This is a genomic window from Streptomyces sp. NPDC051243 (genome assembly GCF_044455405.1).
Taxonomy (GTDB): domain Bacteria; phylum Actinomycetota; class Actinomycetes; order Streptomycetales; family Streptomycetaceae; genus Streptomyces.
In genome coordinates this window covers 153676-167901 of sequence record NZ_JBITES010000010.1, presented here as the reverse complement: position 1 = coordinate 167901, position 14226 = coordinate 153676, and the positions used below count along the sequence as shown (strand labels likewise).

At 69.1% G+C, this 14226-nt stretch carries 12 protein-coding genes; 8 read left to right on the top strand and 4 right to left on the bottom strand.

Translation table 11 applies throughout. The features are described from left to right. Positions 1-1033: 1033 nt before the first annotated feature. Positions 1034-2710, bottom strand: coding sequence for a VanW family protein (locus ACIBAG_RS25860; RefSeq protein ID WP_399108312.1), 1677 nt, complete (start codon positions 2708-2710; stop codon positions 1034-1036). Between the two features lie 639 nt (positions 2711-3349). Between ACIBAG_RS25860 and ACIBAG_RS25855 the strand changes: the two genes are divergently transcribed. From ACIBAG_RS25855 to ACIBAG_RS25845, 3 genes are all read left to right on the top strand, one after another. Continuing rightward, positions 3350-3559, top strand: coding sequence for a hypothetical protein (locus ACIBAG_RS25855; protein WP_399107941.1), 210 nt, complete (start codon positions 3350-3352; stop codon positions 3557-3559). A 67-nt stretch (positions 3560-3626) separates the two neighbouring features. Then, positions 3627-5561, top strand: a complete 1935-nt coding sequence (locus tag ACIBAG_RS25850; RefSeq protein ID WP_399107939.1) for a copper resistance CopC/CopD family protein — start codon at positions 3627-3629, stop codon at positions 5559-5561. 588 nt (positions 5562-6149) lie between these two features. Continuing rightward, positions 6150-6614, top strand: coding sequence for a DUF3105 domain-containing protein (locus ACIBAG_RS25845; RefSeq protein ID WP_399107937.1), 465 nt, complete (start codon positions 6150-6152; stop codon positions 6612-6614). Positions 6615-6727: 113 nt separating this feature from the next. Here ACIBAG_RS25845 and ACIBAG_RS25840 read toward each other — a convergent pair whose 3' ends face one another. Both ACIBAG_RS25840 and ACIBAG_RS25835 read right to left on the bottom strand, forming a co-directional pair. Then, positions 6728-7366, bottom strand: coding sequence for a DUF305 domain-containing protein (locus ACIBAG_RS25840; RefSeq protein ID WP_399107936.1), 639 nt, complete (start codon positions 7364-7366; stop codon positions 6728-6730). An 82-nt stretch (positions 7367-7448) separates the two neighbouring features. Beyond that, positions 7449-7865, bottom strand: coding sequence for a DUF6153 family protein (locus ACIBAG_RS25835; protein WP_399107934.1), 417 nt, complete (start codon positions 7863-7865; stop codon positions 7449-7451). Positions 7866-8219: 354 nt separating this feature from the next. On the opposite strand from ACIBAG_RS25835, the gene ACIBAG_RS25830 reads away from it, so the two are divergent. The 4 genes from ACIBAG_RS25830 to ACIBAG_RS25815 all read left to right on the top strand — a co-directional run bounded on the left by ACIBAG_RS25830 (position 8220) and on the right by ACIBAG_RS25815 (position 11648). Continuing rightward, positions 8220-8594, top strand: coding sequence for a BlaI/MecI/CopY family transcriptional regulator (locus ACIBAG_RS25830; RefSeq protein ID WP_399107932.1), 375 nt, complete (start codon positions 8220-8222; stop codon positions 8592-8594). Further along, positions 8591-9502 (top strand): M56 family metallopeptidase, encoded by a 912-nt coding sequence (locus ACIBAG_RS25825; RefSeq protein WP_399107930.1) that lies wholly within the window; start codon positions 8591-8593, stop codon positions 9500-9502. The genes ACIBAG_RS25830 and ACIBAG_RS25825 overlap by 4 nt, the downstream gene beginning before the upstream one ends. Positions 9503-9715: 213 nt before the next feature. Then, positions 9716-10741 (top strand): NlpC/P60 family protein, encoded by a 1026-nt coding sequence (locus tag ACIBAG_RS25820; protein WP_399107928.1) that lies wholly within the window; start codon positions 9716-9718, stop codon positions 10739-10741. A 37-nt stretch (positions 10742-10778) separates the two neighbouring features. After that, on the top strand, positions 10779-11648 hold the full coding sequence (locus tag ACIBAG_RS25815; protein WP_399107927.1) for a F510_1955 family glycosylhydrolase: 870 nt from the start codon (positions 10779-10781) through the stop codon (positions 11646-11648). A gap of 50 nt (positions 11649-11698) precedes the next feature. Here ACIBAG_RS25815 and ACIBAG_RS25810 read toward each other — a convergent pair whose 3' ends face one another. After that, complete coding sequence (locus ACIBAG_RS25810) at positions 11699-12502, bottom strand: AraC family transcriptional regulator (protein WP_399107925.1); 804 nt, start codon at positions 12500-12502, stop codon at positions 11699-11701. 164 nt (positions 12503-12666) lie between these two features. Here ACIBAG_RS25810 and ACIBAG_RS25805 point away from each other — a divergent pair, with 164 nt between their 5' ends. Next, positions 12667-14124: an MFS transporter gene (locus ACIBAG_RS25805; RefSeq protein WP_399107924.1), complete on the top strand. Its 1458-nt coding sequence runs from the start codon at positions 12667-12669 to the stop codon at positions 14122-14124. Positions 14125-14226 lie beyond the last annotated feature (102 nt).

Genomic DNA, 14226 nt, shown 5'->3' with positions numbered 1-14226 from the left:
GAAGGGCAGGGCAGTGAAAGAGCCCCGTCAGCAGTAAGGCACCCAGCACCCAGGCCAGAAACCGGCGCGGCGATGGCCGAGCAGGGTGGGCCGGATGCGCGAGGGAGCGGTCGTTCGGCACAGGTCCTCCGTGCGGCAGCCGTCTCCCGGCACTGTGGGACAAGGGAGAACAGCAAGAGGTCGGCGAGCGGTGGGCAAGCGCCGTCGTCCGGACCGTTCAGCCTCTAAGGGGCCGTACGGGAAGTCGGGCGCCACAATCCAGCCAAAGTCGCAAGCAACGGACAGTAGCGGTCCGCTCGTTTCGCTACGCGGAATTGGCCGGTGGGAGGCGTGCCGAATCTAGACCTGCAGGACGGTTGATGATCTGGACTCCGTCGGTGACGAGACAGTCGCGCCCACCCTTTCCAGGGAAGTGCTGCGGACGTCCGTCCCGGAGTGCAGGTGTTCCTCACTCAACGGAGAGGGACAGGGGGCGCCGAAGGCGACTCCCTGCTGTGGCTGCCCCGGTGTGCACTCCTGCGCAGGGTGCGAGGGAGCTTGGTCGTGGTCGTGCGAGTCGAGCGGCACGATTTCGAGTGCCTGCTCAGCATCGGCGGCCGCGGTCGTGGCCTGAAGGCCGACGACGCCCTCCGAGGTGCTTGCTGCAGTGGCGTTGATATGGCCTGCGACACCCTCGGTGCTCACACTGTGGGCGTATACAAGGCCGAACAGCAGCGCGGCCAGCCCAAAGAGATGCAGCAGGCCGGCCCATGGGCGTGCCTGCCGCGCTCTGCGGGGAGACCAGTTCGTAACCACGCCGTGATCCTAGCGCGCCTCAAGACCCAACAATGACGTCACTTTGGAATCACGAGTTAACAAGATGTGTGCAGATTATGGGGAACGTGAATCATGAACGAAACAGAAACAGCCCCCTAGTTGGGCCGTCCAGCCTCCCCCGACTCAGCCTGCGAGGGTGGGTCCCGGGCTGTGGGACGTGACGCCAGACAGGCGCGTGGGGACGGCCCGGAGGTCCGCCCCCACGGTCTGGCGCTTGTCACCCGGCGGTCTCTCCGCCGCAGATGACCTTGTCTCGGGGCACGTACCGCGTCTTGAAGGTCTCCCGCTCGACCTCCTTGCCGTCGTTCTTGAAGACCCGGTCGACCTTGACGTCGAAGCCTTCGAGCGGGGTCTGCGGCACGCACTTCTCTCCGGATGCTCCCTCGCGGGTTGCCGGCTTCCTTACGTTCGCGCGCGGACCCTTGACCGATTCGATCTCGTCGTACTTCTTGGTGCCGAGGAAGGTGACCGTGATGGAGGTGTCGGTGGCACGCGCGTCGATGTAGATGGCGTTGCCCGAGTCGTTCTTGAACTTCAGGTCGAGGCTGCCCCAGGCCACCGTCGCCTCCCGGCCCTCCGGGTAGCGCTCGATGTAGAAGGAGTGCGCGCCGTACTCAACCGGCTTGACTCCGGCGAAGAAGATGGCGTTGAAGGTGGTGGTGGCGACCGCCGAGACGCCGCCTCCGGCGGCCTTCTCGAACTGGTCGTTGTTGATGATGATGCCCTCGACGAAGCCGTTGGCCTCGGTCCGCTCGCCCACGGTGCGGTTGAAGCTCCAGGTCTCGTCCGGCAGCACGACCGACCCGTTGATCAGTTCCGCGGCGCGGCCGATGTTCGTGACGCGGTAGGGCTCGGGCTCGAAGTTGCCCGTGAAGGTCGACATCTCCTCCTTGATACCCAGGCGGGCGACGTTGTCCCGGGTCAGCTTGGGTTGTACCTCCTCGGTGGTCACGGCCCCGGTGCGGGCTGTCCCGGTCTCGGTCAGCAGCGGCAGTACGGCTTTCTGGAGCGCCCTGGCCGTGACCTCCTGCCCGGCCTTGCCGTCCGAGGTCACCACCACTCGTCCGCCGTCGAGGCGCAGCTTGGCGTTCACGGCCTTGTCGGTGGCCAGTGCGAGCGGGCTGGACACCGTCGGATCAGCCAGGAGGCCCTTGCCGTCGAGTACGGGTGTCAGCCGATTGTCTCTGTCCGGCTTCATGGTGAGGTGCTCGCCGAGGGTCGCCGGGCTGATCTCGATCTTCCGACCGCTCAGGGTCAGCGTGACCGGTGCCGACATGGCGGGGGTGGCGAACTCCTTCATCGCGCGGTTCACCTCCTCGGCGCCGACCTTGGGCTCGGACGTACGGGCTGGCAGCCGTACCGGCTCATCCCCCTGACCTGGTACCGCCGACGCCAACGCCTTTACCGCGTCGTCCACGTCCAGAGCCCGCCCGGTGACCGGCCGTACCGGCACCGCCTTGCCCGCATGGAACGTGATCTCCCCCTCCCGCGCCTTACGGTCGTACGTCTTCGCCTTCTCGGCCAGTGACGCGCGCGCTTTCTCCTCATCCACGCGGATCACCGGTTCGACCTCGCGGTCACCGCTCGTGAAGAGGCGGCCGATCACGGTGAACGGGTCGGACCCTGCCTGCGCAGCGCGAGCCACGGTCTCTTCGCTGTCCAGCGAGATGCCGGACACGTGGATGGTCTCGGTACTGTCGCCGAGGCGTACCTTGATCGGCTCGGACCAGGCCCTGCCCAGGCCGGCGTCCAGCTTCTCGCGCGCCTGCGAGTGGCTCAGCCCTCCGATGTCCACGCCGCTCACCCGGGTCCCGTCGGGGACATCCTCACTGGATGCCAGCAGGCCCACCAGGTAGAGCCCGCCGAAACCGATACCGACGGCCGCCCCCGCCATGAGCGCGACACGTCCTATTCGGCGGCGACCAGTTGGGCTGGTGTCGGCGGGTGGGGCAGTCTCGGCGGGCGGACCGAGGCGCGATGAACTCAGCACTGGTTCTCCTTGTGAGTGACTGGCGCGTGGCGCAGGCAGGGCTCGCGCAGCGGGCCGCATGCCGGGTGGCGATAAGAAGACTTCTGCGGTGATTCCGTGGGCTCCGTCACCGGTGGGCCGCTTAGGCGACCTGAGCAGCCACAGCGGTACGCGATGCGACTCACCGGCTACGACCGTTTCGGCCTCGCCGCCCGCGGAGTGGGAGGCGCCGCACAGAACCGCGTACAGCGGGCCTGCAGTCACGGTCGCAAGCGCCAACGGCGAGAGTCAGGCGGTCCTGCCGACGACCCGAGTCATGGGCACGGCAGGTCCTGCCCCTTCTTCGGCTAGTACCCGGTACGGCGTTTACCTCCAGACTCGCGGCCGGTCCGGCTCCTCGACTGATCGACACAGACCTTCACTCCTATTGAACTAAGTGGCTTAGTTATACCTCGGTAAGATTGTCTGCGGATTTTGTTTCCGTGAAGAAGCGGCAGCCGACCGGTGCCCCACTCGGCCAACGTCCCGTCAGCCCGTTCTCATCGACGTCAGAAGGGGACCGCGATGAATGAACTGCTCTATGCCCTCCCACTGTTGGCTTGCCCACTGGTCATGGGCGCCATGATGTGGTTCATGATGCGCCCCAGGCACGGCGCACAGACCGCCCCTGCTGCGGACCGCCAGGAGCTGATCCGACTCCGCAAGGAAATCGAGGCTCTGCACCCCGGCGAGCAGGCGTCGCGAGACACCACACCGCACGACAGCCCGGCATGACGAGCACTGTGACCTGGCAAGCCACCCTGCCGCCGGCACTCAGCTAGGGATCCGGGATCCTCGACACGTGACCTCCTCCGAACCAAGGGCCCATCGCTCCCTGCTCGCGGTCGGCTCATTGCTCTCGCTCGTCCTGGCGCTCCTGGTGGGCACCGCCGCCCCCGCATCCGCGCACGCCACCCTGCTGTTCACCAGCCCGGCCGCGGACGCCACGGTGGCCGACTCGCCGAGGTCACTGGTCCTGGTCTTCGACCAGCCGGTCAGCCTGAGCGGAAGCTCCGTACGCCTCGAGCCCTCGGCCGCCCTCGGCACACCCGCGCTCAGCCGCGGCAACCAATCGGTCACCGTCCCTGTCCGCACGGCTCTGGGCGAGGGCGTGCACACCGTCGACTGGCAGGTCACCGCTCGCGACGGCGACGTGATGACCGGCAGCTACCGCTTCGCCGTCGGTCCCCGCACGATCGCCCTCGGTTCCGGCCAGACAACGGCCGCGAAGGACGCCGCTCCCACGACCGCCTTGCGCTGGCTGCTCTTCGCGGCCCTCGCGATCATGCTCGGCGAGGTGGCGGGCCGACGCCTCAGGGACCGCATCCCCAACGCCCCTGCCCGGCGACCACGCTCCTGGGCCCTGCCCGGCGCGCTCGCAGGCACCGCCGCAGCGCTCGCCCTGGCCGCCCTGCAACTCGGGGACGACTCCCTCGCCTCCCTCGCCGGCACACAGCCCGGCGTCCTGTCCCTGATCGAGGTCGCGGGCTTCGGCCTCGCCACGGTGGCCGTGCTGCTCCGGCGCCGGAACTGGGCGGCCCTCCCCCTCACCGCCGTCCTGGTCACCGAGGCGCTGCGCGCTCACCCGCAGGCCGAGCAGTCGGTCGCGGGCCCGCTGCTGACCTTCGTCCACCTTGCGGCGGCCGTCCTGTGGACCGGGACACTGCTGCACGTCCTGCGCACCGCAGCCGCGTGGCGCGGCGAAGGCACCCCCGGACGTTCCCTCCTGCTTTCCTACGCCCGCCTCGCTGCTTGGCTGTTCGCCGCCGTAGTCATGACTGGGCTGGTCTCTGCACTGCTCCTGGTCCCGCTCGACGACCTCACCACCACGACGTACGGACGGGTCCTGCTCGCCAAGATCGCCCTGGTCGTCGCCGTCGCGGGCCTCGCCCTCACCGCCCGCCGCCGCCTACGCCGCACGAGGACTGGATCACCGCACCGCCCGGCCCGCGTCGAGACCGGCGCGCTCGCCGTCGTCCTCGCGTTCTCCGCCACGCTCACCGTGCTGTCCGTCCCCGCCGACGCCAACCGGCCTCTCCCCTTCGCACCACCACTGGACGGCCCGGTCGTACCCACGGGAACGCGCGCCGGGGAGATCGGCATCAGTGCCCGGGCCGCGGCCGGTCGGCTCGTCATCGACCTGACCTCGCCGCAGATCAGCGGGAGCGAGCAGCAGTCGTACGGACTGAAGGCAACGCTCGCCGACCCGGGCGGCAGCCGGCGGGCCCTGAAGCTCCGCGGCTGCGGCACCGGCTGCTTCTACACCCCGATGACCTGGCAGAAGGGCACCAGCCGCCTCACCCTCACCGCCTCGGCGGGCGAGGAATGGGCCGGCGGCCGCGCGGGGCTTTCCGTCACCTGGCCGCCCCGAGCGGACGCGGGCCTTCTGCGCGAGACGGTCGCCGCCATGGAGAAGGTCCCCGGCTTCACCCTGCACGAGCTGGTCACCAGCAACACCGCTCGGGGCCTCGGCGACCTCAGGAAGCTTCCGATCACGGGGAAGGAGTTCCTCGCCTCGGAGCCGTACGGCAGCGGCACAGCGCCAGTGATCACCCGCCTCCCCGACGAGAACGGTCACCGTCGGCTGGCCCTGGCCTACCCGGCCGAGCACACCCAGCTCGACCTCACCCTCGACGCGGACGGCCGGATCCTCCACGAGACGCTCACCGCCCCCAATCACCTCGTCACCCGCACCTTCGTCTATCCCGGGGCGGAGGACGACAGCCATGACCACTGAGTGCCCGGGCAGTGCCAGCAGCTGTCCCACAGCGACCGCCGAATATCACCAGTAATGGAGAGGCCGAGACAGCAGACGACTCGCGCGGCGTGGCTGGCGACGCGGGCTGCGAGGTTCTGCTCTGCCCTGACTGACTGTTCTGCTCGCCGCGCTGGTGGTGTGCCTGGCTTGCCTGGCGCCCGGCAACAGCGATGCCGGCACTGCCTCTATGACGACCGTGTCCGCCGCGGCGATGCCCGCGGACAGCGCGGCTGATCACCACGAGTCGGCAGTCGCCCACCCGGCCGACTGCCCTTCCGGTGACGTGTGCTGCGGGCCGACCGTCGACGGCGTACGAGCGGTGCTCGCCACCCAAGCCCAGCCAGTGCCACCGGCCCTGCCCCGCACGCCGGATCTCCCCCGGCAACCGCATGCCTTCTCATTCCCCGTCCTCACAGCGCCGACCGACCGCGCTCCCGATCTCCGCGTCCTCCAGGTGCAACGGACGTAGCCGGACGTCTGCGCCGTGTGCTCACGCGTACGGCGAGCAACGTTCGTCCATCCACCCCTGCACCACCGCCACAAGGCGGGGACGAGGAACACACAGTCATGAGCAAGACCAGCAAGAAGGCGGCCGCCGAGGCGCGGAGGGCCAAGATCGAGGAGATGCGCAAGGCCCAACGCGCCCGCGACCGCCGCAACCGCATCATCACCATGACGCTCAGCGCGCTCATTGTCGGCGGACTGCTGGGCTGGGGCGGGTACGCCATCAACAGCGCCAACGAGAAGGAGGAGCAGCAGGCCGCCGCAGCGAAGAAGCCAGTACGGGGCGAGAAGACCTGGGACGCGAAGAAGCTCGGCCGCAACCACGTCCAGACGGCCGTCGAATACCCAATGAATCCGCCCGTCGGCGGCGACCACAACAAGGCGTGGATGACCTGCGACGGCACCGTCTACAACAAGCCCATAGCCAATGAGAACGCCGTGCACTCACTGGAGCACGGCGCGGTCTGGGTTACGTACTGCAGGGCGCCCAGACTCCGGAGCTGGGGGCCACCTGCTCGGGGGGCCTGACCGCCTAGCGAGGGACGGCTGCGAGGATCCCTGCGCCGCAGCCCAGAAGACACGAAAAACGGTGCGGCAGACGGCATCACTGCACCGTCGGCCACACCGTTTCTCTCACTGTGTCAGCTCTTGTCGAGCATCTTGTTCATCTGCTCGATCTCGGCGGTCTGGGCCGTGATCACGGCGTCCGCGAGCTTCACGGCGGCACCGTACTTACCCTCGGCCTTCTGCGTGTTGGCCATCTCGACGGCGCCCTCGTGGTGCTTGACCATCATCTCGAGGAACATCTTGTCGAACTCGGCGCCGGAGGCCTTCTCCAGCTTGTCCATGTCCTCGCTGCTCATCATGCCGGGCATGTCGGATGACATGTCGCCCATGTCGTGGCCCTCCATGCCCGACATGTCCGCGGGGACCTCCTCGCCCCACGAGGTGAGCCAGCCGGACATCGTCTTGATCTCCGGGTCCTGAGCGCCCTTGATCTTCGTGGCGAGGTCCTTGACCTCCTGCGCGGAGGCGCGGTCGGCGGCCAGGTCGGCCATCTCGATGGCCTGACGGTGGTGCTGGATCATCTCCTTGGCGAAGGAGACGTCCTGGTCGTTGTGGTCGCCGGCCTTGGCCGAGGCGGTCGCGGAGGCGCTGGAGTCGGAGTTCATCGACCCCATGTCATGCCCACCGCCCCCACAGGCGGCCAGCACGAGAGCGGCCGCACCGGCGGTGACGGCGAGTGCGGTACGGCGGATGAGCTTGCGGTGTGCAGTCAAGGCAGTGCTCCTGGATTCGGATCTTGGGTAGGGCATACCGACACACGGCGCCGCATGGGCAAGCGGCGACGCGCGGGCCGCTCTAGATCCGCAGGAGCTGAAGTTCGGCGAGCGAGGGCGGCGCCCTGCCACCGACGGGACCGCCGCCGGCCGGAGACAGACGCGCCTGCGCCGAGTCGACGCAGGTCACCACATCGGGCACCAGGGCCGGGACCACTGCGGGAGCCCCGGCAACTGAGGCCGAGGCGCACGTCGGGTCCGCATGGTCCGCGTGGCCCGTACAGCCGCCTTCACCGTGATCGCATTCGCTCGGCATCGTCGCCGCGGCGTCCGTGTGCGCGGCCACCGCCATCCGGTCGTGCCCGGACGAAGCAGCGGAGGCCTCGGGCACTGGTCCGAGACCGTGCATGCCGATCAGGCCCAGCAGCAGAGTGCACACGAGCAGCCCGAAAGACCGCACCATCAAGTGCGGTCGCGTGAGCTGTCCGAGGCGGGTCACGGCGTCATCGTACGCATGGATCATCAGCTGCTTGCATGGCGGAGGTCACCGGAGTAGGCACGGACACGGATACCCGCCCAGGGTATGGCAAGCTCTGAGGATAGGATCTGTGGACGACCCGCTGACGACCGCGAGAGCGTCGTGAAACAGCAGGTCTCGGGGCTCGAAACCGTCGTTGACGTGCAAGTCGACGTCCCCACGGTCCATGCCACCGTGACATCCACCACCCGGCGAAGCAGGCTGCGAACTCACCGGGCGATTGTGACGTCCCTTCCCGCACTTGGCCCCGTAAGCCGGCCCGAACAGCCCTCTACTATGGCCTTGCGTATTCGGTGGCGAAGGGAAGTCAGGGCCATGCGGCGGCTCGGGGATCTTGAAGCGGAAATCATGGATCGTCTCTGGACGTGGAAGCGTCCGGCGACGGTGCGCGAGATAGTCGACGACATCAACAAGACCCGCCCGATCGCGTACACCACCGTGATGACCGTCACCAACATCCTGTACACCAAGGGCTGGCTGCTGCGCGGCAAGCAGGGCCGGGCCTGGCTCTACTCGCCGGTGCGCAGCCGTGAAGAGTACGCCGCCGCACTCATGGAAGACGGCTTGGGAGAGAGCAAGGACCGTCCGGCCGCGCTGGTCGCCTTCGTCGAGAACATGTCGGAGGAGGAGCAGGCCGCCCTGCGCAAGGCGCTGCGGAACGTGAGCCGACAGCCGAAGGCGACCCCGTGAACGCCGCGCCCGCCCTTGTCGGCTACACGGCAGCGGTGGGCTTCGCAGCCCCGTACCTGCTCCTGCGCGCCTCTTGGCCGCACCGGGCCCCCGCCCTCGCCGCGGCGGTGTGGCACGCCCTGGCGGTCTCGTTCTCGTTCGGAGCCGCCCTCTCCGCGGCCAGCCTGGCCATGCCGGCCGAGCACCTGCACGCGGGCCTGGTCGGCCTGCTGCATACCTGCGGACTGGACGTAGGCGTGGGTAGGCCCGATCCCGCCATCGCGGCCCGTCTGGCCGTCGGCGTTCCCGGCGCCATCGGGTTCGCCCTCGTCGCGAGTTTCGCCTTCCACGTCGTACGAGCCCGCCGCGCGCGGACTCAACACCGGGAAGCCGTCGACCTGGTGGGCCGACACTCCGCCCGCCTGTGCGCCACGGTCCTGCCGTACGACACCCCCGGCGCCTACTGCCTGCCGGGCCGTGACCCCCGCATCGTCATCAGCGACGCGGCGGTGCGCCGGCTGACGCCCGAGCAGCTCGGCGCCGTGCTGGAGCACGAGCAGGCCCACATCACGGGCCGCCACCACCTGGTCCTGGCGGCCGTGGAGGCCTTCTACTCGGTGTTCCGATGGCTGCCGCTGGCCCGCCACGCCCGGGAGCAGACGGCACTGCTGCTGGAGATGATCGCGGACGACCGCGCGCTGCGCAGCCACTCCCACGAGGCGCTGGCCACCGCGATGTACGAGATGGCAACCGCCCGCACCCCCAAGGGCGCACTTGCTGCGGGCGGCCAGTCAGCACTGATCCGCCTGAAGCGCGTCCTCGGCCCGCGCAAGACTGCGCATCCCGCCCTCTGGGGCTCCGTGGCTACGGCCGCCATGGCTGTGCCGCTGCTGCCACTGCTGGTCGCCTGCCCTCCCGGACTCGGCTGATCGCTACTGGTGAGACTGGTGTGACCCAGCCTCACTTGCGGCGCGTAATACGAAGCTACTAAGTTCTAACGGGCTCGATGAATGCGACGCTGGGCGCGGGCAAGGCCTGCGCCCAGCGTCGGGTCCCCCGGGGACAGCACCGAAGCTGACTGGCGTCGGCCCGACGGCCAGGACCCGTCGCTCGGACCACAGACGCAGAGGAGTCAGCCCACGATGGGAACGCACCGTAGGCCGAAGCCGCCCAGCCGCGCCCGAATAGCCACCCTCGGCGTGGCGGCCGGCGCGGTCAGTCTCCTGCCGACGCAGAGCCAGGCGGCGCCCAAGCCCACGATGGACGAGGTGCGCAAGCAAGTCGAGCTGCTCTACGAGGAAGCCGAGGCTCCCACCGAGGAGTACAACGGCATCCGGGAGAAGCAGAAGGAGCTGCAGCGCGAAGCCGAACGCGCGCGGGAGCGCCTGGCCCGTAAGCAGCAGGAGATCAACGAACTGCGCGAGAAGATAGGCCCGTTGGCGGCGGCGCAGTACCGCAGCGGTGGCATCGATCCGAGCGTGGAGCTCTTCCTCTCCGGCGACCCGGACGACTATCTCCACCAGGCCGAGATGCTCGACCGCACGAGCAGCCGACAGGCCGACGCCCTGCGGGCGATGCAGAGCATGCAGCGTGAACTCGCGCAGGAACGCGCGATCGTCCAGGAGCAGTTGCAGGACCTGGAGGAGACGCGAGCGAAGGCCAAGGAGAAGAAGGACGAGGTCCAGGGCAAGCTCGCCGAGGCCCGCAAGCTCCTCAACAGCCTGACCGCCGCCCAGCGCGCCAAGATGGAGGCCGACCAGGAGCGCGAGGACGCCGCCGCGGGTGTCAGCGACTCCGCCGCCACCTACAACGGCCCGGCGAGCGGGCGCGCCAAGGTCGCGCTGGACTTCGCGTACGCGCAGCTCGGCAAGCCCTACGAGTGGGGCTCCACCGGACCCGATTCCTACGACTGCTCGGGCCTGACCGGCGCCTCATGGCGCGCGGCGGGTGTCTCGCTGCCGCGTACCGTCAAGCAGCAGTACGACGCCGGCCGCAAGGTGGCCAGGTCCGATCTGCAGCCGGGCGACATCATCTACTGGTACAACGACAACCAGCACAACGGCATGTACGTCGGGAACGGCAAGGCCATCCACGCGCCGCGCACGGGCAAGAACATCGAGATCGTCCCGCTGGACTCCATGCCGTTCTTCGCCGCCAGCAGGCCCTGAACACCAAGACCCGCACCACCCCATCCGAGGATCTTCAGTGACCGCACGCCCGGCCGCCCGTACTCTGCTCGCCGTCGCGGGGGCATCGATCGCCTCCCTGCTCCTCGCCGCCTGCGGGGGCGGGTCGTCGGACACGGGCGAGTCGTCCGCCGCGTCGGCATCATCGGAGGCCCTCTCCCACGTCCACGGTCTGGGTGTCGACCCGGCCGACGGCCGTGTATACGTCGCGACTCACCAGGGCCTCTATACGGTCGCCGAGGGACAGAAGCCGAAGCTCGTCGGCGACAGCAGGGACGACTTCATGGGCTTCACCGTGACCGGCGAGAACACCTTCATCGCCAGCGGACACGGCGCTCCCGGAAGCGACCGTCCGGGCAACGTCGGCCTGATCGAGACCAAGGACGCCGGCCGCACCTGGACCACCCGATCGCTGTCCGGGGAGGCCGACTTCCACTCCCTGGACTCGGCGAAGGGCACCGTCTACGGGTACGAAGCCGGCCGGATCCGGATCAGCAGCGACCTGAAGAGCTGGGACGACCGCGCGACGCTGGAGGCCCTCGATGTCGCGGTGAGCCCGACCGGGGACAAGCTGCTGGCCACCACGGCGGAGGGGGTCGTCACCAGCACCGACGGCGGCCGTACATTCGGCAAGGGATCCGGGAACGTCCAGGCGTTTGTGTCCTGGCCCGCGGAGAAGTCCCTCTTCGGCATCGACATGTCCGGGAAACTGAGCAGCAGCGCGGACGGCGGCAAGACTTGGAAGGAACTCACCACCGTGCCCGGGGGCCAGCCCCAGGCGCTGACCGCTGTCAACGCCGACCACATCCTGGCGGCGACGATGTCCGGCGTGTACGAGTCACGCGACGGCGGCAAGACCTTCTCGGAGCTGGCGCCGCTTGTTTCCTGACCATCAGTGGCAGGTCGCTGATCTCCCTTTTGCTGATCGTCCTTTGACGGTCATGCGTCAGAGTCGGGGCTCTGCTCGGACGCCCCGAACATGGCGTCGCCGTTGAGGTAGCGCCTCGGGGAGGTACCGACCGTTCGCCGGAACGCCGCCAGGAAGGCGCTCGCTGTCGCGTACCCCACGGAGTGTGCGACGCGGGACACGGGCTGACCGTCGGCGAGGAGAGACAGGGCTGCACGCAGCCGCACATGAGTGCGCCACCGATCGAAGTTCATGCCGGTGTCGTGGACGAACAGCCGTGTCAGGGTGCGTCGGCTCACTCCGACGGCCCGTGCGTGGGACTCGAGGCTGCGCGGGTCCGCGGGGTCGGCGAGCAGCGTGTCGGCCACGGTGCGCAGCCGCTCGTCAGCGGGATAGGGCACGTCGATGGGCATGGCGGGCAGCGGGCGCAGCAGGTCCAGCACGACCGCCTCGGCCCGCAGACGCGCGTCGTCGGCGAGGTCGTGACGGGCGAGGTAGGTAATCAGGTGGGCCAGCAGGCCGTCGACGCCGACCGGCGTTGGCTCGGCCCAGTCCAGGCCGCAGCGGTCCGGTTCGAGATAGAGGCTGCACATCACCGCATCGCGGGTCGCACCGGTCCGGTGGACGACCCCCGCGGGCAACCACAGCGCCCGTGTGGGCGGCAGTACCCAGTACATGTCGTCGACGGCGACGCCGAGCACCCCACGCCGAGTCCAGGCCAGCTGGTGCTGTGGATGGCTGTGCGGATCGAACCACTCCCCCGACGACAGCGGAAAGCTCCCAACGACGATCGCCCCCACGCCAGTTGGGGCCGCGCACGCGACAGCCTCATCCATGCGACCCAGCGTATGTCCTCAACGCGATACGCCATGGCCCCGTAGCGCATCGCGGCCAACGAGGCCGGTGCATAGCCTCGCTTCATGCCGATCACACATCCGCGCCCGGGGCGCCGCCATCGCCGTACACACCTGCCGGACAGGCCCACCACCGGATACCCGGTATGACCTCCGCTCCCGCCTCCGCCTCAGACACCAATCGCCGTCTCCCCACCCTGATCGTGCTGTGCTTCGTGCAGTTCATGCTCGTCCTGGACGACACCGTCGTGAGCGTCGCGCTCCCCAGCATCCAGGGCGATCTCGGCTTCAGCACCGCGGGTCTGGCCTGGGTCGTCAACGCCTACTTCCTCGCCTTCGGCGGACTGCTGCTGCTGTTCGGCCGTGCGGCCGATCTGCTGGGCCGTCGACGGGTGTTCCTGGCCGGCGTCGCGGTGTTCGGTGCGGCGAGCCTGGTCTGCGGCCTCGCACAGGAACCCTGGCAGCTCGTGGCCGGACGGTTCGTCCAGGGTGCGGGCGCCGCCATGGCGAGCCCCGCCGCGCTGGCCCTGATCACGCTCCTGTTCCCGGGCACCGAGGAGCGCGCCAAGGCGCTCGGCGTCTGGGGCGGCATCGCGGGTCTGGGCGGCACGCTGGGATTGGTGATCTCCGGTGCGCTGACCGGCCTCGCGTCGTGGCGCTGGATCTTCCTCATCAACCTGCCGGTGGCCGTTGTGGCCCTCGCGCTGCTGCCGCGCCTGGCCGCCGAGAGCCGGGCCCGACGCCAGGCACGCATGGACGTACCCGGTGCCGTGCTGGGCACAGGGGCTCTCGTCTCGCTGGTCTACGGTCTGCTCCAGACCGGGGAGTCGGGCTGGGGTCATGCGGCCTCCGTTGTGCCACTGCTCCTCGCCGTCGTCCTGGCGGTCTCCTTCCTCGCGGTCGAGGCACGTACCGCCGAGCCCCTCGTTCCGTTGGCGTTCCTGTCCGCACGGATCCGAGCCGTCGCCAACGGTGCGACCTTGCTGTTCTCAGCCGCCTTCTATGCGATGGCGTTCCTGTTGATGCTGCATCTGCAGACCGTTCTGGACTACGGCCCGCTCACCGCCGGCATCGCATACCTTCCCTACGGCGGCGGCATCCTCGCCGGCATGTGGCTCTCCCCCCGCGCGGTGCTCAGGGTCGGGCTGCGCCCGACCCTCATCACGGGGTTTCTGATCAGCGCGGCCGGACTGCTCCTGCTGTCCGGCGTGGCAGCCGGCGACGGCTACGCGTCCGGAGTGCTGCCCGGCATGCTGGTGACGAGCCTTGGATGCGGACTGAGCCTGCCCGCCCTCGCGGTCGCCGCACTGACGGGTACCACCGAGGAGAACGCCGGCCTGGGCTCGGCGGTCGTGAGTTCAGTACAACAAGTCGGTGGCGCCGTGGGGTTGGCGGCGCTGGTCACCCTGGCGGCACACCGCAGCGACGACCTGGCCGCCTCGGCCACTCCGGAACGCGCCGCGACGGAAGGCTTCTCGCTCGCGCTCACCGTCGCAGCCGTCCTCTTGGCGCTGGGCTCCGGCATCGTCGCCACCCTGATCCGGAAGAATCAGCACACGGACCAGGTGGTCGACGCTCGCCGATCTCCAGCAGAGCAGGGGTAGTGGCTCGCGCAAGGCACGTTTCACCTGTCCCCGTATCAGGAGACTGTCAGACCTGCTGCTTGGTCGCCTCGCGCTGCGGGCCGCTGCTGGACTCGCGGTTCC